Origin of the sequence: Undibacterium sp. JH2W, assembly GCF_049340425.1 — a bacterium.
In the GTDB taxonomy this organism is placed as follows: domain Bacteria; phylum Pseudomonadota; class Gammaproteobacteria; order Burkholderiales; family Burkholderiaceae_D; genus Undibacterium.
Window position 1 is genome coordinate 1 of sequence record NZ_JBMPOT010000034.1, and the last position, 24267, is coordinate 24267.

The 24267-nt window shown below is 51.1% G+C and carries 21 protein-coding genes and 2 pseudogenes; 12 read left to right on the top strand and 11 right to left on the bottom strand.

The annotated features are described in order from the left end of the window. Positions 1 to 487 precede the first annotated feature (487 nt). Positions 488 to 3280 carry an alpha-1,6-glucosidase domain-containing protein gene (locus ACO0LC_RS28195; RefSeq protein WP_423009414.1) on the bottom strand — a complete coding sequence of 931 codons (2793 nt, stop codon included), beginning with the start codon at positions 3278 to 3280 and terminating at the stop codon, positions 488 to 490. A 243-nt stretch (positions 3281 to 3523) separates the two neighbouring features. On the opposite strand from ACO0LC_RS28195, the gene ACO0LC_RS28200 reads away from it, so the two are divergent. Beyond that, complete coding sequence (locus ACO0LC_RS28200; protein WP_423009416.1) at positions 3524 to 4615, top strand: glucokinase; 1092 nt, start codon at positions 3524 to 3526, stop codon at positions 4613 to 4615. A gap of 170 nt (positions 4616 to 4785) precedes the next feature. Next, entirely contained in the window at positions 4786 to 6420 is a 1635-nt protein-coding gene (locus ACO0LC_RS28205) for an alpha-amylase family glycosyl hydrolase (protein WP_423009418.1), read from the top strand. Between the two features lie 59 nt (positions 6421 to 6479). Here ACO0LC_RS28205 and bcsQ (ACO0LC_RS28210) read toward each other — a convergent pair whose 3' ends face one another. From bcsQ (ACO0LC_RS28210) to ACO0LC_RS28225, 4 genes are all read right to left on the bottom strand, one after another. Next, positions 6480 to 7235, bottom strand: coding sequence for a cellulose biosynthesis protein BcsQ (gene bcsQ, locus ACO0LC_RS28210; protein WP_423009420.1), 756 nt, complete (start codon positions 7233 to 7235; stop codon positions 6480 to 6482). After that, on the bottom strand, positions 7232 to 7612 hold the full coding sequence (locus tag ACO0LC_RS28215) for a hypothetical protein (RefSeq protein WP_423009422.1): 381 nt from the start codon (positions 7610 to 7612) through the stop codon (positions 7232 to 7234). Before ACO0LC_RS28215 ends, bcsQ (ACO0LC_RS28210) begins: the two co-directional genes overlap by 4 nt. 108 nt (positions 7613 to 7720) lie before the next feature. Further along, the gene (locus ACO0LC_RS28220) at positions 7721 to 9157 is read right to left on the bottom strand and encodes an alginate O-acetyltransferase AlgX-related protein (protein ID WP_423009424.1); all 1437 of its coding nucleotides are present in this window, start codon (positions 9155 to 9157) and stop codon (positions 7721 to 7723) included. After that, positions 9144 to 9824: a DUF4397 domain-containing protein gene (locus tag ACO0LC_RS28225; protein WP_423009426.1), complete on the bottom strand. Its 681-nt coding sequence runs from the start codon at positions 9822 to 9824 to the stop codon at positions 9144 to 9146. Before ACO0LC_RS28225 ends, ACO0LC_RS28220 begins: the two co-directional genes overlap by 14 nt. A 333-nt stretch (positions 9825 to 10157) precedes the next feature. On the opposite strand from ACO0LC_RS28225, the gene ACO0LC_RS28230 reads away from it, so the two are divergent. The 5 genes from ACO0LC_RS28230 (at position 10158) to ACO0LC_RS28250 (ending at position 16891) form a co-directional block, all read left to right on the top strand. Beyond that, on the top strand, positions 10158 to 12056 hold the full coding sequence (locus ACO0LC_RS28230) for a BcsE family c-di-GMP-binding protein (RefSeq protein WP_423009428.1): 1899 nt from the start codon (positions 10158 to 10160) through the stop codon (positions 12054 to 12056). Between the two features lie 65 nt (positions 12057 to 12121). After that, a complete protein-coding gene (locus ACO0LC_RS28235) occupies positions 12122 to 13390 on the top strand; it encodes a tetratricopeptide repeat protein (RefSeq protein WP_423009430.1) in 1269 nt (422 codons plus the stop codon). Continuing rightward, on the top strand, positions 13381 to 14739 hold the full coding sequence (locus tag ACO0LC_RS28240) for a glycosyltransferase family 2 protein (protein ID WP_423009432.1): 1359 nt from the start codon (positions 13381 to 13383) through the stop codon (positions 14737 to 14739). The genes ACO0LC_RS28235 and ACO0LC_RS28240 overlap by 10 nt, the downstream gene beginning before the upstream one ends. A 1-nt stretch (position 14740) precedes the next feature. Next, on the top strand, positions 14741 to 14962 hold the full coding sequence (locus tag ACO0LC_RS28245; RefSeq protein ID WP_423009434.1) for a hypothetical protein: 222 nt from the start codon (positions 14741 to 14743) through the stop codon (positions 14960 to 14962). Positions 14963 to 15022: 60 nt separating this feature from the next. Then, entirely contained in the window at positions 15023 to 16891 is a 1869-nt protein-coding gene (locus tag ACO0LC_RS28250) for a polysaccharide deacetylase family protein (protein WP_423009436.1), read from the top strand. Positions 16892 to 16894: 3 nt separating this feature from the next. On the opposite strand, the gene bcsQ (ACO0LC_RS28255) is transcribed toward ACO0LC_RS28250, so the two are convergent. From bcsQ (ACO0LC_RS28255) to ACO0LC_RS28265, 3 genes are all read right to left on the bottom strand, one after another. Next, positions 16895 to 17641, bottom strand: coding sequence for a cellulose biosynthesis protein BcsQ (bcsQ, locus tag ACO0LC_RS28255; protein WP_423009438.1), 747 nt, complete (start codon positions 17639 to 17641; stop codon positions 16895 to 16897). A gap of 130 nt (positions 17642 to 17771) precedes the next feature. Further along, positions 17772 to 18740 carry a transcriptional regulator FtrA gene (ftrA, locus tag ACO0LC_RS28260; RefSeq protein ID WP_423009440.1) on the bottom strand — a complete coding sequence of 323 codons (969 nt, stop codon included), beginning with the start codon at positions 18738 to 18740 and terminating at the stop codon, positions 17772 to 17774. A gap of 39 nt (positions 18741 to 18779) precedes the next feature. Beyond that, on the bottom strand, positions 18780 to 20060 hold the full coding sequence (locus ACO0LC_RS28265) for an NAD(P)/FAD-dependent oxidoreductase (RefSeq protein WP_423009442.1): 1281 nt from the start codon (positions 20058 to 20060) through the stop codon (positions 18780 to 18782). 243 nt (positions 20061 to 20303) lie between these two features. On the opposite strand from ACO0LC_RS28265, the gene ACO0LC_RS28270 reads away from it, so the two are divergent. After that, positions 20304 to 20540 carry a DUF2798 domain-containing protein gene (locus ACO0LC_RS28270; RefSeq protein ID WP_423009444.1) on the top strand — a complete coding sequence of 79 codons (237 nt, stop codon included), beginning with the start codon at positions 20304 to 20306 and terminating at the stop codon, positions 20538 to 20540. 182 nt (positions 20541 to 20722) lie between these two features. After that, complete coding sequence (locus tag ACO0LC_RS28275; protein ID WP_423009446.1) at positions 20723 to 21382, top strand: hypothetical protein; 660 nt, start codon at positions 20723 to 20725, stop codon at positions 21380 to 21382. Between the two features lie 15 nt (positions 21383 to 21397). Here the strand turns inward: ACO0LC_RS28275 and ACO0LC_RS28280 are convergent, their stop codons facing one another. Then, the gene (locus ACO0LC_RS28280) at positions 21398 to 21715 is read right to left on the bottom strand and encodes a metalloregulator ArsR/SmtB family transcription factor (RefSeq protein WP_423009448.1); all 318 of its coding nucleotides are present in this window, start codon (positions 21713 to 21715) and stop codon (positions 21398 to 21400) included. Between the two features lie 171 nt (positions 21716 to 21886). Between ACO0LC_RS28280 and ACO0LC_RS28285 the strand changes: the two genes are divergently transcribed. Together ACO0LC_RS28285 and ubiG are read left to right on the top strand one after the other, a co-directional pair. Then, positions 21887 to 22261 carry a thiol-disulfide oxidoreductase DCC family protein gene (locus ACO0LC_RS28285; RefSeq protein ID WP_423009450.1) on the top strand — a complete coding sequence of 125 codons (375 nt, stop codon included), beginning with the start codon at positions 21887 to 21889 and terminating at the stop codon, positions 22259 to 22261. A 49-nt stretch (positions 22262 to 22310) separates the two neighbouring features. Further along, entirely contained in the window at positions 22311 to 23036 is a 726-nt protein-coding gene (gene ubiG, locus ACO0LC_RS28290; protein ID WP_423009452.1) for a bifunctional 2-polyprenyl-6-hydroxyphenol methylase/3-demethylubiquinol 3-O-methyltransferase UbiG, read from the top strand. On the opposite strand, the pseudogene ACO0LC_RS28295 reads toward ubiG, so the two are convergent. Then, positions 23011 to 23268: pseudogene (locus ACO0LC_RS28295) on the bottom strand (DUF4166 domain-containing protein); the annotation flags it as partial. The gene ubiG and the pseudogene ACO0LC_RS28295 overlap by 26 nt on opposite strands. Before the next feature lie 77 nt (positions 23269 to 23345). On the opposite strand from ACO0LC_RS28295, the gene ACO0LC_RS28300 reads away from it, so the two are divergent. Beyond that, positions 23346 to 23684, top strand: a complete 339-nt coding sequence (locus tag ACO0LC_RS28300; protein WP_423009454.1) for a transposase — start codon at positions 23346 to 23348, stop codon at positions 23682 to 23684. A 56-nt stretch (positions 23685 to 23740) separates the two neighbouring features. On the opposite strand, the pseudogene ACO0LC_RS28305 reads toward ACO0LC_RS28300, so the two are convergent. After that, a pseudogene (locus ACO0LC_RS28305) lies at positions 23741 to 24267 on the bottom strand (IS256 family transposase); the annotation flags it as partial.

Below are 24267 nucleotides of genomic sequence, written 5' to 3' on the forward strand. Positions count from 1 at the left end.
CTTCCATGGCCTTGCGTGCCAGGCCTGATACCAGGGCCCATACGACAAGTATGTGAAATAATATGACCAGCCCCAAACCGATAAATTTCTTTCCCGGCTCTTGCTGGCGATTTGAAAAATCCATTCCGGCTGTCTCCTCGTTCTTAGAATATGAAGGCGGTAATAATAACCGCTGTTGGTGAAAAATTCGCGTTTCTTGGCTGAAAACTTTTCATATTTTTTGTAGTAAGCATATTGATAGGCCTATTTGTAAACATATATATCTTCACTTGCATCAATGGAATGCCTGTTTTGTAAGCAAATACTATGCATTTTCTGAACAAGTCGTTTATTCAATAAGCAATATTTGAACCATGTTGTTAGCATGTTTCGGGACAAGAATTGCTTTGATAAAAGACTTGCGCCCGTATTTCACCCACAAATGCACAAAAATCATCAGCGTCCAATATAGCTTATGCCCTAAAACCGACCATCATTGTTGAATTCTTTACTCGTCCTCAACAAAAACGACGGCACTCAGGGCGGGAATGCTAAATCTGCCACTGGCTTCATCATATTTTGCCTCTGTCGCAATGCGCCGGTCTGCTGCGCCTGTAGCGCGGTGAACCGGATGCAGCACATAGCGCGCTTTTTCCTGCTCATGCAAGTCCAGGCTCTGGCTTTGCTGGCTGATATTGATGAAATAAAAGAGGGAATTAAAATGTGCTCCGGCCAGGCCCTTGCCATTCAGTCGGGCGACGATCAGCAGCGGGTTTTGCATGGAGCCGGTATTGTAGAAATGCAGACGCTGTTCGATATCGGTCAGAGTGGGCAATCTGAACAGACTGGAGCTGGACCTGATTTTCAATAAATCGCGGAATTGGTCACGGCTGAATGCTATATCTTTCTTTGAAGCTTTGATATGTGGGTTGCTGAGCAGAGGTTTGATATAAGGATAAAACTGCGCATTATCTTTTTCTGGCGGTAAGCCGGTGCCAAAGTAATTATCCTTATAGCTCCAGTCCAGGCGATTGAACCAGTCGCCAGAATTGAAACTATTGCCATCCATGGATTTGGATCGCAGGATATCAACACCGGCATGGTAATAGGCTACCCCCTGGCTGAAGGCTGTCGTTGCCAGCGCCAGCACCTGTATGCGGGCGCGATCAGCGCTGCTGGTCTCCGCAGGGAGGCGAAAGGCATTGATGTCGTATAGGGTGTGGTTGTCGTGATTTTCTACATAATTGACGACTTCGCCAGGCTGGCTGACATAGCCGGCGGCCTGGCCTGCATAATCGATTTCCTGGAGTTGCTTGTTTTGATCGTCAAAGCGCTGCATGCGAAATTCTCGCAATGAGCCAGCCAGGCCAACTCTGAGCATGTCGGCGGCAAGTAAAAGCGCTTGCCGTGATCCTGCTTGATTTGCCAGGCCATTCAGATAACCCTGGTTTTTGACTATGCCCTCGCCCGCATCCCCATGTCCACCACCGCGCAAGGCATCGCGGGCGCGGTCGCTGAAACTACCTATGCCGCTGCCATTGAGGGAGAGTTGTGATGCCTGGACAAAGCGCTTGCTATTGGCGACTTCGCCAAAGTTCCAGCCTTCACCGATGAATTGTATTTTGCGTCCTGTCTCCTTGAGCAAGCGGGCTTGCATGTCTTCCATGATTTTCCGGGGTTGGTGTCCCATGAGATCAAAGCGGAAAGAATCAATTTTGTAATGCCTGGTCCAGGAGAGTATGGAGTCACTCATCAGCTTGGCCATCATGAGATTTTCTGTGGCGGTGTTATCGCAGCAGGTAGAGCGCTCAATCTGGCCAATCTGGTTCAAGCGTTGATAATAGCCAGGAACGATGCGGTCCAAAACAGAGTAGGCAGTCTGGCCAGCGTCTGCTGTGTGGTTGTACACCACATCCATGCCCACCCGCAAACCGACAGCATGCAAGGCCATGAGCATTTTTCTGAATTCCAGGACGCGCTTTGCACCATCGCTGGCATCGGTGGCATAACTGCCTTCAGGCGCATTGTAGTGAAAGGGTTCATAGCCCCAGTTATAACAATCCTTGTCGGCGTATTGCATAGCCAGTTTTTGCTGCTCAGTGCCATCCGCTTTACCCTTAATGCGAGGTGTCTGGCAATTTGATTCTGAGACTGTGGCAAAGTCAAAGACAGGTAATAAATGGATATCTGTCATACCTGCCGCACTCAGGGCTTGTAAATGCCGCATGCCATTTGACTGCGTTTCAGTAAAGGCCAGATACTTGCCGCGCAGGCCGGGTTTTACTGTGTGGTCATTGATGGAAAAGTCACGAACATGCAATTCATAGACTTGCATGTCCGTCTGGTTTTTTACTTTGGTGTTGATGGTTTGCCTGTCCCAGCCTGGGGGCTTAAGCGTGCTTGAATTCAGATGGGCAATATAGCTGCGCCGGGAATCTGTCGTCAGGCTAATAGAGTAAGGGTCGGTAACCCGGTTGCGTACCAGGCCCTGAGCGGGAACATGGACCTCAGCCAGATAGGTATAGTACTTGCCCGATAAATCAGCCTTGCTTGTCGCTTGCCAGATACCAGTGTTGCTATCGAGTTGCATGGAGAGCAAGGCAGAGGCTCTTTTTTTACCATTTGGATATACACATACAGAAAGTCTTTGTGCAGTGGGAGCCCAGACACTGAATTGGGTATGACCCATATTTTTATCGGGTATGGCGTTGTTGATGCTCACGCCAAAGTTATCGAAATTGCTGGCAGGTTTATACAGGTCATCCAGGGCACCGGCAATTTGCAGGCTGGTGTAATCGATGATCTTGTCATCAGCATCCACGACGGCAAGCAATACTTGTGCTTGTAGCAGGGACTTGGTTTTGCTTGAGTCTGCTGCACTCAGCTCATATTCCTGGCCTGGACCAGTGAAGCTAAAACGCTGGATTATGTCTGTGTCCAGCGGCTGGCTTGCTTCTTTCAGGCTCAATACTTCATCAAATCCGCTGGCCTTGCTACCTTTGCTCAGATGCAGACTGGCTGTTCTGGAGGCATAGAGCTTGAGTTTGTTGGTGGTGATCAGGCCTGGCCAGCGCAGCAATCTGCTTGAAAGCCAGTAGGCGCGCGCATCTGTCTCGGGTGTGCTACTTGGTGCCAACGTTGTTTCGAATTGCTGGCTATTGCATGCGGCTAAAGCATCAGGATCAGCATTCGCCCCGGTCAGGTCTGCATGGGCGAGACTGGCGCAACTGAGTAGCCAGAGTGCCAGTATGGTAGCTGAGCCCGTTTTATTTCTTGCAGGGATAGTTTTGGATGCAGTCATCCCATGCAAAATATTTTGCCAAAAAAACAAAGTTATCTCCTGTGCAAAACAAACATGCCTGTGAATGGGTATTTAAATTGTGGTGCTTGAAAAGTAGTGCAACTACATAAATAATTTTTCGAGTTTTTTTGTTTTTATGGTTTCACTGTGGTCTATGACAACATTTTTCCAAATTTTAAACCATAAGTCACAAATTTGTTAGACATGATGCATTGATATATGTAGTATTGTTACATAAATTAAGTGCTGACTAGTTTTATGTACCGGTCAGGCTCAGGCATAGAAAATATGAATGGTGAGATGTTGAGCAATAATCCGAAAAAATCAGACGGTATGAGTCCGCGCCTGCTGGCAGATATAGGCGGCACCAATGCGCGCTTCGCTTTGGAAGTGGCTAGTCATGAATTCGTCGCCATAGCAGTCTTGGCATGTAATGCCTATCCCGATCTGCAATCTGCGGTTGCAGCTTACTTATCGAGCCCCGAAGTGCTCGCTGCTTGTTCATCTGCCGTAAAAAATGCCGCCATCGCCATCGCTAACCCTGTGGATGGCGATGTCGTGCGCATGACCAATCATCACTGGACTTTTTCCATAGAGGCTTTGCGTCTGGCAGCAGGCTTTGATCATCTGGTTGTGGTCAACGATTTCACCGCTTTAGCCATGGCTTTGCCACATCTGGCCGCCAATGAGCGTGTGCAAATTGGTGGTGGCCAGCCACAGGCAAATCGCGCCATAGGTTTGATAGGCCCGGGCACTGGCCTTGGCGTATCCGGCATTATCCCTTCTGGATCGCATTGGCTGCCTTTATCCAGTGAAGGTGGGCATGTCAGTTTTTCGCCCAGTGATGAAACAGAAATCGCGATCCTGCGCCAGGTCTGGACCGAATATCCGCATGCCTCTGCTGAAAGACTGATTTCTGGCATGGGGCTGGAGCTGATGTATCGCATCCTGGCGCAAATTGATCATCAGTCCGGGATGGCAGAAATGAACGCAGCCGACATCACTGGCCGTGCCCTTGATGGCAGTTGTGCCATCTGTTCCCGGACTGTCAGCTACTTTTGTGCCATGCTGGGTACTGTCGCCGGTAACCTGGCCATGACCCTGGGAGCAACAGGGGGCGTGTACATCGGTGGCGGTATAGTCCCGCGCCTGGGGGATTTTTTCGTGCAATCAGCCTTTCGCCAGCGCTTTGAGGCAAAAGGGCGCTTTGCCGATTACCTGGCACAAATACCGACTTATCTGATCACGGCAGAGTATCCTGCATTTTTAGGCGTGTCTGCTATTTTGAATGAACGATTGGCCTTGTCTGACATTGCTGGCATCGCTGATATTTGAATGAGAAGACCATACACCACATAGGCACAGAGACACAGAGGGAGCACTGGGAAAAAGCTTTATTCAGTAAATAAAAACAGCCTTTATGCTTACTCTTTGCTCTTCTCTGTGTCTCCGTGCCCCTGTGTTGAGAGGTCTTGATTTAGCAGTTAAAAAGAAATTACATATCCATGAATAATTCCTTGGCAGTGCAAACAAACGACTGGTGGCGTGATGCCGTGATTTACCAGGTTTATCCACGCAGTTTTTTTGACAGCAATGGCGATGGCATAGGTGATTTGCCTGGCATTACAGGCAAGCTGGACTACATCGCCAGCCTGGGTGTGGACATCGTCTGGATTTCGCCTTTCTTCACATCACCGATGAAAGACTTTGGCTATGATGTGGCCGACTATTGCGATGTCGACCCTATCTTTGGCAGCCTGGGGGATTTTGATGCTTTGCTCAGGCGCGCGCATGAGCTGGGTTTGAAGATCATGATAGACCAGGTCTTGTCGCATTGCTCAGAAGTACATCCCTGGTTTGTGGAAAGCCGCAAGAGTCGCGATAATCCCAAGTCCGATTGGTATGTCTGGGCCAATCCCAAGGCTGATGGCTCACCACCGAATAACTGGCTGTCTGTATTTGGTGGTTCGGCCTGGCAATGGGATGCGCGGCGTCGGCAATACTATATGCATAATTTTCTGGTCAGTCAGCCGGACTTGAATTTCCACCATCCTGAAGTGCAGCAGGCGCATCTCGATAATATGCGTTTCTGGCTGGAGCGTGGTGTCGATGGCTTCCGCCTTGATGCCTGTAATTTCCATTTTCATGACCAGGCTTTGCGTGATAATCCGCCGAGTCAAGTGCGCGATAATAAGACGGTACAGGACAATAACCCCTATGGCATGCAGGCGCATCTCCATGACAAGACTCAGCCCGAGAACCTGGCCTTCCTGGAAAAAATCCGCAGCCTCTTGAATGAGTATGGTGCAATTGCCATCGGTGAAGTCGGTGCAGATGATTCATTGGCAGTGATGGCAGATTACACGGCAGGTGGCAATAAGCTGCATATGGCGTATAGCTTCAATTTATTGACGGCGACTTACTCTGCCGCCTATATACGCCAGCAAGTGGAAGAATATGAGGCGCGCGTCAAGGGTGGCTGGGTATCCTGGTCGGTAGGTAATCATGACTCGATACGTGTCATGACGCGCTGGGGTGGGGCAGGGGCGACACCAGAATTTGCCAAGATGCTGCTGGCCATGCAAATGGCATTGAAGGGTACACCCTGCCTGTATCAGGGCGATGAGCTGGCATTGACAGAAGCCGAGATCGCCTATGAAGATATACAAGACCCCTATGGCATTACTTTCTGGCCAGAGTTCAAGGGCCGCGACGGTTGTCGTACACCCATGCCCTGGCAGGCAGAGCAGCGTAATGCAGGCTTTAGTTCTGGCAAGCCATGGTTGCCGGTTCCTGCTGAGCATGCGAGAAATGCCGTGTCCGCGCAAGATCACAATGCACAGTCTGTCCTGAATTTTGCCCGTCATATCCTGACCTGGCGTAAAAAATATCCGCAACTGAGCAGGGGTGAAATCAGTTTCTTTGATGCGCCCGAACCCGTATTGGCGATACGCCGCGACCTGGCGGGTAACAATAGCCTGCTGGCGGCATTCAATCTGGGTAGTCAGGCGATCAGTTTTAGCTGGCCGGAGGCGCAGGGAGCGCGGCAATTACCGGAGGCTGGACTGGCTGGGCAACATCTGGCTAATACCGTGGAATTGCCAGCCTATGGGGCCTGGTTTGCTGAGATCAGCAATTAATTTGCAGTGCGCTTGACAGGGCTGTGTTGCTGCACAGCCTTTTTTTTCTGATTTTTATGCTAATCCAAAGGTAGCCAGTCAGCCACTTGCTGGAATTGTTCCAGGGCCAGATTGTCTGGTGAGTAATGACTCAGTGGTTGTTGAAAGGCGAAGGCCATGCTGACTTCGTCATCGCGTGGTATACCATAGGGTATCATGCGTTCGCCATACGAATTTGCCAAGGCAGTTGCGATATCCGTATTGAGTTTATTGCCGGGTTCAAGCTGGTTCAATAGCAGCACACAATTCTCTGGTGTCGTGTGCGTTTCCATATTACCCAGCCATGATTCCATGGCGGGGATGGTGGCATAGGAGCTGGCATCCGCCAGTGCTACCATGATGACGATATCGGCGCAAGCCAGAGCCTGGCGCAAATACACGGAAGGGCCGGGCGGCGTATCGATGAGTACGATGCCATCTTCCGGTAAGCCTAGCTGGTGCAGGCGTTTTCCTATCCAGTCAGGATGCGTGCTCAGGCATGCTTCAAAGCGCTTGCGTTGTTTTTCATTGACTTCACCATATGGGAGGTTGATGACATTGTAGTCAGAAGTGAAAGCAAGCTCGTTCCAGTCGCCATCATCTTCGGTCTGGAATGCCACGCCTGCTTCCAGTGCGATACCCAGGCCAAAATGCAAATGCAGGCTATTTTGTGGGTCCAGATTCAATACGGCTATGCTATCCGGGGCAGCATTTTCGGCTAAAACTGCGGCCAGATTCGCGGTCACGCTGGTTTTACCCACGCCACCTTTCATTGAAACAACTGCAATAATTTTCATCTTTTGAATACTTGCCCTATCAATCGGCTTTCACCAGCTTGTGTCGGGGATTTGTGTTCGCCTTTTGCCAGGCGTTGAAATACGGCACTGACTGAGTCAGGCTGGTCAGTTTGCACGCTTGCTTGTTTATGATTCATATTGTTTGCTGATGGTGCCAGGTGCCGCAACTGGCTGGCAATTTGATGCGCTTTTTCAGGAATGTGGCTGGGTGGTTTTTGTAGTTGCTGTGAAGTGCTTGATGACTGAATTTGCCAGCGCGCCTCTTTTTCTGCTGTTGACAAGGGGGCAGGGCGCTCAGCCTGTCTGGCTGCGATGGATTGCAAAACAGGCCACTGGTCTTGCTCTGCAATGGTATCGTCCTGGCGTTTTATTGTCACTTCCCACTTCCCTTTTAGCTGGACATAGACATTATTTATCGTGTGTTAATTTATTTTAACAACCATTCAGGATGCAAGATAGAAATACTTTAGTCAATAGCAGGAAGTTTACTTGCCTGTAGTTGCTGGCATCCGACAAAGCTTGACATCGCTGAGGCTAAACCCCTGCGTCTCACCTGGCCATATCTTGAGCCCGGTATAGGTTTTAGCATTAGCTGGCAAGGCTATTTTCAGGGTATGCGGGTTACCGTCAGCGTTGATGGCTACACTCCATTTGCGGACACCGAGTTCGCCTTTCATGGCTTCCAGATTCAGGCTTTGCGCAGTCTTGCTGGTGATGCTGACTTGCAGGTAATCCTGGGTATCTGCCGTTTGACTGAATTGCAGGTTCACATAATCAGAAGTTGATGTCTTGGAAAATTGCGCACCATGCGCGTCTTGTACACCGCTTAATTTGACGCTGGCAGCACTGGTGCGACATTGCGTTTGCACCATGGCTGTGACGCGCTGCAGCCATTCCTGGTTGTCGCTGCGATAGCGTGCCTCGCGATACAAAAAGGCCGGTGGGGCGCGCATATCCCTTTCCGGCATTTCCCAAATCAGGAATTTGGGTGGCGTATTTTGAAAAGCATCATCGCGCAAATAGCTTTCCATGCCTACCCAGGAGCCCTGATCGGCACCTACGGCTATCGCCAATACATCTTTTTGCAAAGTAAACTTCAAGAACTCTGGAAAGCGTGTCCAGGGTTTTGAATAGCTGCTGCCCACCAGACTGATCATCGGGGCTGCCGCATCTCCCAGCAAGTTGCCACCCGATGCCGCTTTAGTGATTTCAGCATCCAGCACGTACTCAGGCGCATAAGTGGGGCCGCCTTTCGGGAGTTGCTGCACCAGATCACGCGAAACGGTCGCGATGGCCTGCTCAGACCAGCGCATGCTGTATTTTTCTGCGGGGATCTGGCGTAGCCGGGCTTTCATACCGGCATCTGCATCCAGACTACTGGCCACGGTTTCTGCTGCCAGCAAGGCGCCTGCAGGTGTCCAATGGCTGTCCAGGCGAAAATAAAGATTTTTCTCCGGGCGATTTTTAGCGTTTTGCAAAAAACTGCTGTTCAAGTCGACGACTTTCACCCCTGCTGAACTCAAAGCCTGTACCATGCGCTGATAATTTCCCGCCATATAGGGGTTGAGTTTGTGCTGTTCAGGAAGATGGGGCTGGTAAATGCGCGCTTTCAAGGGCACCATCGCCACCACCAGGGTAATGCCATTCTCATGCAAAGCCTGGCTGAAGGATTTGATCAAATCCAGTGAAGCATTGGTCGCAGCCAGATCAGCATTAGTTGCCCATTCATAGCGATAAAACAGCCAGTCGTGATTGCCGGCGATAGCGGCCGCCTCTTCGGCGTGGGCAGGTATGGCACTCAGGCAGCTCGCTGCGAGGCTGAGCCAGGCGATGCTGGAAAGACGTAGAGATGCGTGCAGTATGATATTGCTCCTTGCTAGTGCTTGGTGAGATGTCCGCTGGATCTGATTATTTGTAGGCACGTGCTTCCACATTATTTTTTGAGACGCGGGCCTGCAAGGCAGAGTGGGCGTCCAGAGACAGCAGTAAACTATAATTGTCGCCGCGCTCCAGCACAAGTGCGGCACGTGCCTGCTGCAAGGCCGGGTTGCTGCAATCACTGCTGCCATTAGTCTGCCTGGCCGATGGGCAAGCCAGTAATTCCACTTTGATGGGATTGACTGCCAGTGTATGACTGCTCAAAGGAGGGATGGCATGAAATACGCTGGTCTTGCCATCGGCCGTATTGATATCAAGTGCCCCCAGTGTACCTGCCAGGTGATAGACCGTGATGTTTGCCTTCATGCGGTTCAGGCTGATTTTGTCTTCAAATGTCTGCGGCACCTGTTGGGTCTGCAGATTGCCAAAGGCCAAAGTCAATACTTGTGCCGGGCGCACGTCGATGCGGGTAGTCGACATTTTTTTTGCCGTAGCGTGGGACTGCAATTGCAGTTCATGCGGGCCGGAGCGCAATATCATGTAGTCACTAAACTGCCCTTCTTTCAAGCCTGATAGACGGATTTTTCCATCGACCAGGAGGTCGACTTGTTCCTGTTGCTTGAGATGGATGATGCGTATATAAGCTGCATCAGCAGGTGGTTCGGGCTCGTATAAAACGCCAGTGGATTGTGCCGATGCACTGCCATGCATAGTCAGGCAAAGGCTGAAAAACAGTGTGAATCTGGCTATGACCTGGGTGCCAATTCGACATCCTGCCAGCAGAACTGCATAAGTGGGTAAACAAGTGGGCAAACGCACTATGAACTTTTCCTTGGTATTGAAATCACATCGGCGCTTTGTCAGTTTGCATGATCCGCTTGTGCAGGCCATTAGTGGATGGCAATTAATTAACAAATGTTCATGTTTTTTAAACCATACCTGAAAATTTCACATGATAAGATGATGAGATAGTGACAATTTCACGAGTACCGACTAACTGCATGTCCAATATGTTTTGCCATTTCAACAAAGGCGCCCGCCATTATGCATGAGAGCACCGTCCTTGCCAACGCCAGCCTGAGTATCCCTGGTTTGCCCAGCCTGACAGATCAGATGCTGAATGGTGGCTTATATGCACTGATTGCAGAAATGCCACCGGCCCGCGTCCCCGTGCTTGCCAGCAGCCTGCAATATGCCTGGAGCAAGCAACAACATTGCACCATCATTTTACCTTCGCATCCAGAAGCATTTCTGGAGCGCATAGATGCACTCGGTGTCTACGATACCAGCAGGGCACTGGAAAGTGGCAAGCTGCAAATTTTTTTGCGTCAGGATAATTTTGCAAAAAACATGTTCCGTTTTGGTCCAGAACGCTTCGTCAAAGAACTCGACCATTTTGGTATCCAGGATGACAGTTACCTGATCTTTGATCAGGCAGATGAATTATTCAGCCTGCACGATCTTTCCCTGGCCATGGAGCAGATAGAGGCTTTGCGCCTGTGGTTTGGCAAGCACCGGGTCACGGCCTTGCTGGTATTTTCGCGTTTGAGCGGCCATAGTGCCGAGACCTTGCAAGCCATGATGGATCAACTGTCTGGCATCGTCAGGATAAGCAGTGGCCGCCCTGGACTAGAGCTGACTTTCGATTACTGGCAGTCGCCTGAAGGCACTATCGCCGCTCGCCAGTATCCCTTGTTGACGCTGGATAATGGCATGTACAGAATAGGTGCGCGTACTGTTGAAGAATTGCCTGGACAGTCAGCAGAATATGGGCAAGTGGCTGAGGCAAGATTCTTCTATATGGATGAAGACCTGGCCAGCCTTGCCAATGAGTCGCCGGGCAACTGGCAACAGGTCAATAGCCTGGTCGGCATGCTGCATGCCACCCGCGGTTTACAGGCAGTGACGGTGTTGCTCAGCTTCCAGCGCCAGACTGAGTTGCGTGAGTTGGCCGAGACTGTGCACACTTTGCGCATGAGCCTCGGTAAAAAAGCCCATATCGTGATACGGGAAAAGCAGGCTTCATTGCGTTATCAAAATGAAGCGCTTTTGCTGCGCCTGGGAGTCAACCTGGTGATACATCGCGACATACCGGAAAGCCGTTTGCCCTTGTTGCTGGAGTCACTGAAGGGACAAAGCTTCGACCGCAATGTCGACATCGATTTTGAAGTCGCCCTGGCCAGTGTCTTGCCTTCTGGCTTGCGTGGTTATTTATTGCCACCACGCTTTGCCAGGGAGATAGGCCTCATCATAGAGCGTGGAGCGGCACTCAGTATTCCTTGTGTACTGGTGATAGGTGAGCTGGTGCATGGCACCAGCTTTCCAGACATCCTGGCGCGCGTCAATATTTCCCGACCCGGTGATCTCTTGTCCAGCGATGGTAGGGCATGTTATCTGTTTTTTAATGCCTGCCCTGAAGCGGCATTGCCATTGACACTGGAACGTATCCTGGGGGCTGCAGCAGCTACGGCTTTTCATGAAGTAAGATATTTGACAGACCGGCAGGATATCGTCCTGGCATTGGCAAACCTGGCATATGCCACTAAGGATGCTGAATTGCCTGATTATTCCAGTGCAATTTCGGCAATGGGGGAATATATAGAAGCAGCAGAGTCAACAGAGGTAGCAGGGCCAGTTGTGCTTAAGGAGGATTTCCCCTTTCTTCCCAAACCGCATGCACACGAGTTGCAGGCTGTTGTGCCGAGAGCCAAGGTTCAGCTCATGCAAGCTGATATGCAATTTGAACATGAGCTGTCTGAAACAGCGACCGAATTTGCCATGACAGCAGAGGAAGAAGAGGAGCAGGATTTTTCCAGCGATACAGAGGATCAATTCAAATTTAATCCTGTGGCAGGAAGTGCTACACGAGCAGCCAGCCAGGTGTTTGGCAAGCAACCCGCGCCCAGGGCCACACGTGCCACTTACAAGAAGCAACCCGTCTGATGAATTCGTCAGCAAATATTCAATACTAAGAGTTTATGCGTATTTACCCATCAAGCAAGAAAGCAATGCCCCGTTGGGCTGCATTATTGGCAGTTGCAGTCCTGGCCCATAGCCCTGTGTCCATGGCTGCAGATGCACCAGTGACACCACTTAGTCAGGCTCAGCAACAAATACTGAATTTGAATGCGGCCCAGGATTACCAGGCTGTCGGTAGCAAAGGTCTGGAAGTACTGGACAAAGAAAAAACCGAGCCTGGCCTGCGCCTGATCATTGCCAATAGCCTGGCCTGGTCAGGGCGCATGCGCAAGGCCGAGCTGCAATACAAAATATTATCCAATGGGCCGCTGCGCAAAGATGCTCGCACGGGCCTGGCCAATGTCTATCGCTGGAAGGGCAGGGACGACCAGGCCCTGCCGCTCTATCAATCGGTGCTGGCAGAAGACCCGCAGCATGCAGGTGCCAATGAAGGTTTGCTATATGCCATGCGTGAACTGAATCCACGCACCCTGATTAGCGCCGGTGCGGCACAAGATTCTGGCGATGCCAGGCGCCGTGAACTAAGTATCAGCCATCGCTGGCGTGATGATAGTGGCAGCCACATCTTTGAAGTGAGTAGCAGTGGCACCCGTGATCAATTGCCGCTGACCACGACCCAGCAAAGAGAAGTCGGCTTTGCCTACCAGAACCTGAAACTGCCGCTGGAGCCACGCCTGGAGCTGGATGCCCAGGTAAAACCCAAGGCTGATCTGTTTGGTAACCTCAGGCTAAAGATAGATGAAGGACGTTTCCTGGTCGAAGTCGGCAGGACCAACTGGGGCAAGGCCGCTTTTAATGCCAATGCCCTGGCAGATGACTTGAATGCGGCCCATGTCGGTGTGGACGCCAATCTGAATTTCGATGCCGGACAATTCACCGAGCATGTCGATGTCTTCCGTGTCTCTGACAGTAACGTGATACTGACCAGCCGCAGCAATTTCATTCCAAACTGGCGGCCATTTGGACACCGTATCAAACCCTTTGTCGGTGTAGAAACACGTGACGTGCGTTTTTACTCCAATAAATACTGGTCGCCTGTTGATGGATTTGGTACAGCCTATGTCGGTTTGCAGGGTGAATTGGCAAATGAAAACTGGAGTCTGTATGGCAGTGGCCAGACGGGCACCCGTTTATACGGCGAAGCAGGCAGCAACTGGAGCCTGGGTATGGGCGGAAAACTCTGGCTGGATAAAAACCTGGCTATAGGTGTCAATCTCTGGTCCATGGCCAGTCGTCGCGATAATGCCCGTTATCGCGCAAAATCGTTTTCCCTGAATCTGGAGAAGCTTTGGGATTGAGGCAAATCTATCGCTACCTGATTGCGGCTGCCTCCATAGCCGGGGTGCTGTACCTGTTTGTCATCAGCCTGGGTGGCATATGGAAATTTGACCTTGGCAAATTCAGTGTCTTGTTTGAAAACCTGTTCCTCAGCGTAGTTTCAGCCTATCTTTTATTTTTCCTGGCCTTGCTGGTGCTCAGGTATGCCATGCTTATCCTGTATTCTTTCATGGAGCACCTGGAATACATGATGAAGCGCCGCCAGGAACCTGAGGGCAATGTCCATGACGAGGCCTCATTGCCTATGATCACCCTGGTGGTGCCAGCCTATAATGAGGGGCCAGTGATACAGCCAGCCTTGCGTTCATTATTGCTGCTGGATTATCCGAATTATGAAATCCTGGTGATCGATGATGGTTCCAGTGATGACACTTATGAAAAAGCCCTGGCCGTAGCGCGGGAAGATCACCAGGTCGCTGTGCGCGTCATCACCAAGAAAAATGGTGGCAAGGCTGATGCCCTGAACACTGGCATGAGTGCGGCGCGGGGCGAGTTCATCCTGAACATGGATGGCGACACCAAGCTGTCACGCAATACCCTGCGGGTTTGCATACGTCATTTTGATGATCCGCGGGTTGGTGCGGTTGCTGGCAATGTCAAGGTACTCAATCGCGAGAACCTGCTGACCAGGGTGCAGGCGCTGGAATATGTAGAGGGCCTGGCCATGGCGCGCAAGGCGCAAAGCTTCATGCGCGCAGTCAATATCATACCCGGCCCGCTTGGCATGTTCAGGAAGAGCGTCTTGCAGCAAGCCGGTGGCTATGACCATGATACCTTTGCTGAAGACTGCGACCTGACCTTGAAACTGCTTATGCGTGGCTGGCACATCGCCTATGAACCTACGGCGGTTGCCTGGGTAGAAACACCTAGCCGCCTGCTGGATTTACTCAAGCAGCGCTATCGCTGGACGCGAGGCATCTTGCAAGCCACCCGCAAGCACAGTTCTGCCTTGTGGAATCCGCGTCGTGCCGGTATCAATTTTTTCATTTTATGGTACATGCTGTTTGAAGGCATCATGTGGCCATTCTCCACTGTGTTGGGCAATCTGTTTTTTGTCTATGTCGGCCTGCAATATGGGGTGGTGATTTTCCTGTTTTACTGGTGGCTGCAACTGACCATACTTGATATCGTCGCTGCCACTTACTGCGTCATCGTCGAAGAAGAAGATCCTTCGCTGATTTTTTATGCCGTCGTGTTCAGGCTGTTCTACATTACGATTATTGATATTTCCAAGGTGTTTGCCACCATAGAAGAATGGCGGGGAACGGCAATGACCTGGGGCAAGCTACAAAGAGAAGGCAAGCTTTGATATGGACCTGATTTCTATACTGGCAACCGTGATACTGATCACGACCATAGGTACGCTGGTGGTGGGTGTTGCCGCTTATATTGCGTTCAAGCTGCGCGACAAACGCAAGCCCAAACGCAAAGATACTACGATCGAAGAGCAGGGTGAAATACAGGCGATTTTCCTGAAACGCTATGTGCCAGTGAAGCAGATCGCGACCAGCACACTGGATAAATCGTCGTAGTCCATTAGCATCACTATCATTACTATCAACACCAGCATCGTTTTATTAAGTTTATCTTTCATGCAAACAGAAGACCCGGGCGGTTTTGAAAACAGACCTGCCTACCGCCGCATAGGCACCTATTTATTGGCCCTGATTGTGCTGGGCATGGCGGTATCCGTATTTGCCTACCTGTCATCGATGCAGGTGCTGGGCTGGCAAATGCCGGAATTCAATTTGCAGACCCCTTTCCGCTCTGCTGGCAGTAATAATTCCACACCTGCATCCAAGGGACTGTATTTGTATGTGTCACCGAATACCCGCAGCTATTTTTCTTCCATAGGGGGCAACTATGATCGCTTGCTGGCACCCTGGCATGCGTATGCCAAACAGCGCCAGGTCAGTTTCAAGGAAATCACGGATACCCAGGCATTAAGCGATCTCAAGGATGGCGTCCTGGTGCTGGCCTCGGCCGTGGCACTCAGTGAGCAGGAACGGACTGCTCTGCAAAATTATCGTACTCAGGGTGGCGCCATCCTGGCGACCTGGGCCAGTGGCACCCGCAATGAAAAAGGAGAATGGGCAGGCTGGCAATTCCTGGAAGCCATGGGGGCTACTTCCAAAGGGGAAATCGCGCTCGAATCCAAGGCCCGTTACCTGATCTTGAATGGCGAAACACCGGTGACCCATAGCCAGGCGGCTGGCCAGCGCATCTGGCTGGGCAATGCCTCAGAGAGTCTGCTGCGCTTCAACGGCAAGGGCGCAGCCAGCATCATGGACTGGACCAGGGTGCAAGACCCGGACCGAAAAAATGAAGCGGCCGTGCTATATGCAGAACCCAGTGCCGAGAGCGGGCGCAGTGCCGTATTTGCCTTTGCCGAATCCGCCTGGGAATCACAGCCTTACCCCATCTACAGCCTGGTAGACGATACCCTGAGCTGGCTGCAAAGAAAGCCTGCCTTGTTGCGCGCAGCCTGGCCAGAAGGCAAGTATTCAGCACAAATCATAGAAATGGATACCGAACAAGGTTTCGCCAATGCCTTGCGCTTTGCTACGCTGATACGCGGTATCAATTATCGCGGCAGTTTTTATGTGCTGACCTCAGTGGCCAAACAATTCCCTGATGAGATGAAGCAACTGGCACGCGACTATGATATTGGTTATCACGGTGACACCCATATCAGCTTTAAAGACCAGAGCTTGAATGAACAGGAAAAACGCCTGCTTGCCATGCGCGAAGACATCAAATCTATTTTGCCCGACTTGTCAGCCATCACCGGTTTCCGTGCGCCGCTGGAAGGCTATGACAATACTACCCAGACTTTGTTGCAGAAAAATGCTTTCCTGCACCATGTGACCGACCCCAATAGCAGTGAAGGCCGCTTGCCCATGTTTGTCAAAATCGATGGCGTCAGCAACGAGAATGCCATGGTCTTGTTGCCACGTACCCAGCGGGATGACCTGAATTTGAGCAAGGAACAACTCGATGTAGAGCAGACCAGGCAAGCTCTGATCAGCGATGCAGAAACCAGCAGGCAAATGGGTGCATTGGGTTTGCTCAGCGTACATAGCCAGAGCTTTGAGGAAAACAGTTTGCTGGTCCAGGCTTTTCCCGCTTATCTGGATTACCTGAAAGCGAATAGAAGCAGCATCTGGCTGGCCTCATCTTCACAGGTTGCCAACTGGTGGCATGAGCGTGACAGATTGAAATTATCTTCCACTGTCGCAGGCAAGCGTGTTGAATTTGATCTCACCGTTACCGGCAAGAAACCCTTGGCCAATGCCAGCCTGATCCTGATACTGCCGCAAAAATCCCAGTTGCCAAATGTGCTAGGCTTAAAAATAGGCATGCCCAAGGCCACTGTAAAACGCATAGATGACTTCCGTGCCGCCATCACATTTGAGACACTGGAACCAGGTAATTACGCCTATCAGGCAGTATTCAATTAAAGACTATTTCCTGCCCACCAGCCAGTCTGCCAGATGCTGGATATCACGGCTGGCCTGTGCATGAGGGTCATATTGCAAGACTGATCTTTCATAGGCCAGGGCTTCCGGCACCAGTGCATCCCTGTGGATGACCATGGGTGCCATCTTGCTGCCAAAGCTATCCATCATGGCGGCCCTGACTTGCTGCCCCAGTTCGCTGTTTTCCTGCATCTGGTTCAGCAGTATATGGGTAGCACTGGTCTTGGTCGCCGGGTCTTTGCCATATTCTGCTAGCAATTTGAACATCTTGCCCAGACTGGAATACGAGGCTGCATCAGCAAGCACGACGATCAGTGCATGGACTGCTGCCTGCAATACCTGTGGCAGATAGACCGTGGCACCAGGCGGCGTATCGAGCAGGACGTAGTCATAGCCTATACCCTGCAAGCCTGAAATTGCTGTGGCTAGCCAGGCCGGGCGTGCCTCCAGTTCTGCTTCAAATTCCAGCAATTCCTCTTCAGTGACGCGACCAAAAGGAATGAAGTCGACACCAAACGGGCTTTCAAAAATCACCTCAGGAAAGATGCCTTCACGTACCAGGCCAGCATCATCATTCGGGTCCATACCGAGGTGATGACGTACCGCATTTTGCGGATCAAGATCGATTACCAGGACACGCTTGTCACGCTGGCTGAGGGCGATGGCAAGATTACTGGCCAGCGTGGTCTTGCCTACGCCACCCTTGCCGGAGATGAGGGAAATTACATGCATGATTGCATAGGAAGTGAATTCTTTTCTAAGTTACTGTGGGCGTTGTGAGCCTATGCTGCCCACACAAACGCGACACACAGTTTACCTTCAATTTCCTTCTTTGATAAGCCTGGAGCGTGAGTAGGTTTGCTTAAGGCGGCATGGTGGTCGAATCAGAAAACTGCTTACGATAATTGCCCGGGCTATTCGCCACGATGCGGCGGAAATGGCGGCGCAGCGATTCTTCCGAGCCAAAGCCTGCCAGCTCGGCGATCTGTGGCAGGCTGGTGTTGGGTGACTCCAGCAATTCCTTGGCGATGGCGACGCGTTCGCGTATCAGCCATTCGCCAGGTGCCATGCCGGTGCTTTCCTTGAAATGACGTTGCAGGGTGCGTGCGCTCATGGCGGCTTTTTCTGCCATAGATGTCAGGTTATGTGGCAGGGCAGGGTGGGCCCTGATCCAGTCCATCAGCTTGGCCAGGCGGGCATGCTCATCGTTGGGCATGGGGCGTGGCACAAACTGGGCCTGGCCACCTTCACGGTGTGGTGGCACTACCAGGCGCTGGGCCACCAGGTTGGCGACTTTTGCACCATGGTCTTTGCGCACCAGGTGCAGCAACATATCGAGTCCGGCGGCTGAACCTGCTGAGGTCATGATCTGCCCCTGGTCCACATACAAGGCATTGGTATGCACTTGAATTTGTGGGTAGCGCTTGAGCAATTTTTCGGCATAACGCCAATGTGTGGTCACGGTTTTGCCATCCAGTATGCCTGCCGCTGCCAGGATGAACACGCCTGAGCAAATACTGCAAATACGGGCACCGCGTGCATGGGCTGCACGGATTTTGTCGAGCAAAGCCTCAGGCGGCATTTCATCCGCATCGCGCCAGCCGGGGATGATGATGGTATCTGCCTCATCGAGCATATCAAGGCCGTGTGGCACTTCCACCGTGATACCGCCTGCTGCACGCAATTTGCCCGCATCGGCAGCGCAGACGGCAAACTCATACCAGGCCACCCCCAGTTCAGGGCGTTGCAAGGCAAATAGTTCTACCGTGCAGCCAAATTCAAAGGTGCACAATTGATCATAGGCAAAGCAGACGACGAGATGAGGTTTCATGGCCAGATATTACCGTAAACGCGCATTGCGACAGATAGTTTATTCGCGCAACCAGTCACGCAATTCATAATACCAATACGCGCATTGGGCCGCCATCAAACCCAGCTTGCCAAAACTGGGGGGCAAACCATACTGATCCAGCCCATGCGGCAAGGCCTGCTGGTTGGCAATTGCCTGTGCCACTAGCTCACCCGCCATCGTAGTGGGTGCCACGCCATGGCCACCAAAGCCCATGGCATACCAGACCCCATTGGGCAGGCAACCGATTTGTGGCATCTTGTGCTGGGCATAACTCATCAGGCCACTCCAGGCATATTCGATTTTCGTGCCTGCAAGTTGTGGATACACTTTTAACATGTCTTTGTAGAGCATTTGCGCAACCGTGGCAGCTGGCTTTTCTTGTATGGAAATACGGCCACCCCAGAGCAAGCGGCTATCCGCCAATGGCCGGTAATAATCGAAGGCAAAGCGGGTGTCATACACGGCGGCTGTTGTTTGCATGGCAGTTGCCAGTTTGTCGCCGAGTTTTTCCGTTGCCATGACATAGGTGGCAATAGGCAGGACGGAGCGCGCCAGTTGGGGATACAGGCTTTCTATATAGCCACCACAACAAACCACGACATGTTTGACTTTTACCGTGCCATTTGCGGTACGTACCAGTTTTTCTGCAGCGATAGTTTCAATGGCGCTGACACGGCTTTGTTCAAACACCCGCACAGCTTGTGAATTCAATACCCTGGCCAGGGCTTGCGCATATTTAAGCGGGTGGAAGTGAAAGGCATTTTTTTCATGCAGGGCATCAAAATATCTTTCGCTATGCAAGGCTGCCCGGGTTTGCTCGCGTGACCAGGGTGTCCAGTCGACCTCAAATTCACGCAGCATGAATTCTCTTTGCTGCTGTAATTTTTTTGCATCGTCGAACCAGTTGGCCAGCACAACACCGCTCTCATTGATATCGCAATCCATGTCGTATTGCCTGATGCGCTGGCGTATCAGGGCGACTGCATCCAGCGTCAGTTGATACAAATGGCGGGCGGGCTCGCGACCTATCTGTTTGATCAGCTCGGCATTGTCGAGGCTGAAGCCGCCAAACACAAAGCCACCATTGCGGCCAGATGCACCATGGCCAATTTGTTCTGCTTCCAGCAAGACGATATTCTTGATGCCACGTTCCAGCAAGCCCATTGCTGTCGCCAGACCCGCATAACCGCCGCCTATGATGCAGACTTCGCAATCAACTTGCTCTTGCAGGCTCGGGTAGTGCTCAGATGTAGCTGTTGCCTGATAAAAAGTATGCTGCAGATTTTCTTGGGGAATCATGATGAAGAGGCAGCAAGAGAAAGCCCAGAACTTACACGCAACAGGGCTAGGCTGGCAAGTCTGTATTTTGTTTTTTTAATATCTCTCCGTTTACATTTGCCTGGTAGCCAATTACACTGCTTAATCGAACTCGCCATTGAAGTTGCCGCCAGCGTTAACTTCAACCGACGTGCCAAAGCTGACTACCTGGTTGGCTTTTGGACTTTGATAAAAACTCAAAAAAATATCTCGCTTGCCTACCCCATGCGTAAATTGCCTGCACGCTTTGCCGCCTTGGTCATGCCCTTCTTTTTGTCCATATTGATGACCTTCATCGTGTCGCTCATCAGTACTTTGCGCAGCGTAGGCCTGGCTGATCATTTGGTGCAAATCTGGATGGGTTCCTGGGCCTTGTCCTGGCTGGTTGCTTTTCCTACCTTGCTGGTGGTTTTGCCTTTGGTCCGACGGCTGACCAGCATGCTGGTCGAAATACCGCGCTGATGCGGCATTGAACAGTGCTATTCAAGGTACCTGGATAGTGCCAAAATGAGTTGAAACATCTGCTTACAAGTTCTTACCATTTCTCACCTGTGTGTCATTGTGAGTTTTGTATTATTGCTTCCCGCAAACAGTTCCATCAGTAATGCATGGCGCCATAGCCATTTGCTGTATCCCTCGCAATAATGAACACCGCATTTCTTCAAGTAGTAAAAGATCGCAAGCTGGCCCATATCTTGAGACAGATTGCCGACGATTTTGAAATCCTCGATTTTTTCCAGCAATACGGCAGCTGCTGCTTTGCCATGTCAGCCATGCTGGCGCAATTGCTGACAGAAAAAGGCTATGCCGCCCGGGTACAGGGCTGCTATGCAGAGATACGCCAGAACAATGGTATTTTCTATATAGGCTACAAGGGTTTTGTCCATGACAATCAGAAGGAAGGGCATGCGGTTTGCATCGTCGATGAGCAATACCTCATCGATTTTGGGCTGGGGACTTTAAGAAAGTTTTATGCTGAAGATTTTGCCCATGCCCTTGCTTGTGAAATTTCTGGTCCCAGCCCTGTCCTTGGCAAGCTGGACCTGAGCGACTGCACCGATGTCGCCTGGCGCACAGACTGGGTTTCACCCATGGTAGAACTGGAATTGCAGGCCCAGGCAGCAACCGTAGAACGGATATTAAATATCTACGACGACTTCCAGAAAAACCGTATGTCGTACTTGATCAAGAAATTATTTGTAAGCAAAAATGACTTGCCGTCGGATCAGGCGATGCTGGCCATCTACCAATCGATGATGCCTGCCGCACGAGAAGAACAAACAGAGTTGGAATTAACTGAATAATCGATGCTAGCTGTATTATTTCTCTGCTAATTTTTTCACTGCCAAAGCCTTGCTTTCTTTTTTTAGGGCTTTGGATACCGGACACACTGCCTGCATGAAAGAGGCCAGGGTGTTGGCCAGATTATCTCCCTGCAAACGATAGAACACGAATTGCCCGCGCTTGTCACTGGCAATCAGGCCTGCTGATTCCAGTATGCGCAAATGCTTGGACAGAGATGGCTTGGTCATCTCGAAGCGTGCAGCGATCTCACCCGCAGACAATTCTGTCTCGGATAAATAAGCCAGGATTTTCCGGCGTGGCGTCGAGGCCAGGGCTTCAAAAACTTTTTCCATGATAGGCAAATAAGAGCAGGTAAACGCAAATAAGCGCAAATAAGCGCAACAAAGTCATCATAGCATTTCGTAGCTCGTCGGTGAAGTTAATTAGATAATTAGACATTTAGCTAAATGGTGTGTATGCTTGTCACATGTGCTTAAAAATCATGTGAAGATAGGTGAAATATCATGGCATCGGAAAACAGCAAGGACGCCACCACGGTCTACTACAACAGTGCCTGTCCTGTCTGCGATGCAGGCATACGGGACCAGCGGCTGCGCATGCAGGCATGCAATATCAACTGGGTTGACATACATACGCAACCAGACTCTGTGAGTGACATCAATAGTGAACTGGAAGCTGTGCGTGAGCGCCTGCACTTGCGCAAGAGCAATGGCGAGATACTGGTAGGTGAGCAAGCACTGGCCGCACTATGGTCACAAACCAGGGGCAGGCAATGGTTGGCTTGGCTGACTTTACGCCTGGGTTTTCTGACCCGTCCCTTGTATAACTTCGTCGCCAGACATCTGTACCGCTGGAACCGCAAACGCGGACATTGGTAGCGCGGTTAAAGATAGATTAAACGACACCCATTTCATCATGGAGAACAGCATGAGCATCATAGGCACAGCAGAAAGTAATGTCGATCCCACAGAACTGGCCCGTTTTAATAAACTGGCGAGTCGCTGGTGGGATGAGACTTCAGAATTCAAACCCTTGCACAGAATTAACCCACACAGGCTGGAATGGATAGACAGCCAGGCCCAACTGGCTGGCAAGCAGGTGCTGGATATAGGCTGTGGTGGCGGGATACTGGCCGAATCAATGGCACACAAGGGGGCGCAAGTCACCGGCATAGACTTGGCCGACAAGGCTTTGCAAATAGCGCAATGGCATGCGCAAGGCCAGGCAGTGGATGTGCGTTATGCCAAAAGCAGTGCAGAAAGCTGGGCAAAACAGCATGCCGGACACTATGATGTTATTACCTGCATGGAAATGCTGGAACATGTGCCATCGCCGTCCGCTGTCATCCAGGCTTGTAGCGACATGGTTAAACCAGGCGGCTGGGTATTTTTTTCTACCATCAACCGCAATCCCCTCAGTTATGCACTGGCGATCGTAGCCATGGAATACCTCATGCGCATACTGCCACAAGGCACGCACCAGTATGCGCGCTTCATCAAGCCTAGAGAGTTGCTGGCGATGGCAGAGGCTGCCGGTCTGGTATTGCAAGAGCAGCGTGGCCTGGGCTACAACCCGTTGACGCAAAACTTCAGACTATATGGCTTTATGGGAGTGGGCTATTTGCTGGCTATGCAGAAACCATTGCCGGCTTGAGTGTGAGCAAGCCTGAATAGCTGAGCAGCAGGCCCAGCCCTGGCATCACAAAGCCTACATAAAAGCGGTAGCGTCCATCTTCTATGCATTTATAGGCGAGTGATTGCGGAAATAGTCGCACAGGTATGGGTATACCGTGCAGACTGGCAGCAAGCACACGCCAGTTCCAGCCACCATTGAGGATGTCGACGGTCAGGCGGAAATGCATGAGCCCCGTACTCTCTTGCCAATAACCGTGAGGTGAGCTTCCCCCGAAAAATAGTCTGCTATAGGTAACGTAAAATAAACGTAACTATGTAAAGGCAGAAGATGAAAAAAATACCAAGGCAGGCGTATACGACAGAATTCAAGGAATTGGCCGTCAAACGTGTACAGAACGGGGAAACGGTAGCGACCCTCAAGATGGAGTTGGGCTTAAGCGATCAGACGTTGTGCAACTGGGTCAAAGCCCAGGCAGAGGGCAAGCTCAAAGGAGCGGTCAACAAAGTAGTGACAGCAGAGCAGATGGAGCTTTTCCGCTTGCGTGCAGAGAACAGTAGGCTAACGCGTGAGAATGAAATCAAAAAAAGGCGGCATCGTACTTCGCGAAAGATGTGCTGTGAAGTACGGATGGATAGCATTGCAGGACAAGGTATTTCCACTGGCTGAACTGTGCGACGTTCTCGATGGAGCCTGTAAAAATAACTGTGTAAGTTCTCCCGGAGCTATTGGTGAGCGTTGATGCGCTCACCAAATTCGCTATCAAAGCGATTCAGTGCCTGTCGCCAGTGTTGTATAGGCATGGTCCATTTCTTCGCTGCCTGTTGTATCGCCAGGTACACCACTTTCATGGCAGAGGCATCATTGTGGAAAAATTTTCTGCGCTTGGTGGCTGACCGGATGACGCTGTTAAGTGATTCGATGGCATTGGTCGTATAAATGGCCCTGCGTATCTCCGGCGGATACTCGAAGATGGTCCGTAGATTGGACCAGTGGTTTGTCCATGATTTGGCAACCTGCGGATACTGATGATTCCACAGCTCAGCAAAGCGTTCCAGTTCTGCCAGTGCCTGCAGACTGGTAGATGCGCTTTAAATCGGCAGTGACTTCTCTGTAGTCTTTCCCGGAGACATATTTCAGGCTGTTGCGCACCATGTGCACAATGCAGAGCTGAATACGGGTCTGTGGGTATTCGGCAGCAATGGCTGTCAGGGAAGCCTTTCAAACCATCGACACAGGCAATCAGAATATC

Excerpts from the sequence above, each read along its gene's own strand:
- ACO0LC_RS28205 (WP_423009418.1), top strand. The coding sequence starts at position 4,786 with ATGAATAATTCCTTGGCAGTGCAAACAAACGACTGGTGGCGTGATGCC.
- ACO0LC_RS28285 (WP_423009450.1), top strand. The coding sequence starts at position 21,887 with ATGGCATCGGAAAACAGCAAGGACGCCACCACGGTCTACTACAACAGT.
- ACO0LC_RS28300 (WP_423009454.1), top strand. The coding sequence starts at position 23,346 with ATGAAAAAAATACCAAGGCAGGCGTATACGACAGAATTCAAGGAATTG.
- ftrA (WP_423009440.1), bottom strand. The coding sequence starts at position 18,740 with ATGAAACCTCATCTCGTCGTCTGCTTTGCCTATGATCAATTGTGCACC.
- ACO0LC_RS28235 (WP_423009430.1), top strand. The coding sequence starts at position 12,122 with ATGCCCCGTTGGGCTGCATTATTGGCAGTTGCAGTCCTGGCCCATAGC.
- ACO0LC_RS28250 (WP_423009436.1), top strand. The coding sequence starts at position 15,023 with ATGCAAACAGAAGACCCGGGCGGTTTTGAAAACAGACCTGCCTACCGC.
- ACO0LC_RS28280 (WP_423009448.1), bottom strand. The coding sequence starts at position 21,715 with ATGGAAAAAGTTTTTGAAGCCCTGGCCTCGACGCCACGCCGGAAAATC.
- ACO0LC_RS28270 (WP_423009444.1), top strand. The coding sequence starts at position 20,304 with ATGCGTAAATTGCCTGCACGCTTTGCCGCCTTGGTCATGCCCTTCTTT.
- ACO0LC_RS28275 (WP_423009446.1), top strand. The coding sequence starts at position 20,723 with ATGAACACCGCATTTCTTCAAGTAGTAAAAGATCGCAAGCTGGCCCAT.
- ACO0LC_RS28225 (WP_423009426.1), bottom strand. The coding sequence starts at position 9,824 with ATGCATGGCAGTGCATCGGCACAATCCACTGGCGTTTTATACGAGCCC.
- ACO0LC_RS28265 (WP_423009442.1), bottom strand. The coding sequence starts at position 20,060 with ATGATTCCCCAAGAAAATCTGCAGCATACTTTTTATCAGGCAACAGCT.
- bcsQ (WP_423009420.1), bottom strand. The coding sequence starts at position 7,235 with ATGAAAATTATTGCAGTTGTTTCAATGAAAGGTGGCGTGGGTAAAACC.
- ubiG (WP_423009452.1), top strand. The coding sequence starts at position 22,311 with ATGAGCATCATAGGCACAGCAGAAAGTAATGTCGATCCCACAGAACTG.
- ACO0LC_RS28195 (WP_423009414.1), bottom strand. The coding sequence starts at position 3,280 with ATGACTGCATCCAAAACTATCCCTGCAAGAAATAAAACGGGCTCAGCT.
- ACO0LC_RS28230 (WP_423009428.1), top strand. The coding sequence starts at position 10,158 with ATGCATGAGAGCACCGTCCTTGCCAACGCCAGCCTGAGTATCCCTGGT.
- bcsQ (WP_423009438.1), bottom strand. The coding sequence starts at position 17,641 with ATGCATGTAATTTCCCTCATCTCCGGCAAGGGTGGCGTAGGCAAGACC.
- ACO0LC_RS28245 (WP_423009434.1), top strand. The coding sequence starts at position 14,741 with ATGGACCTGATTTCTATACTGGCAACCGTGATACTGATCACGACCATA.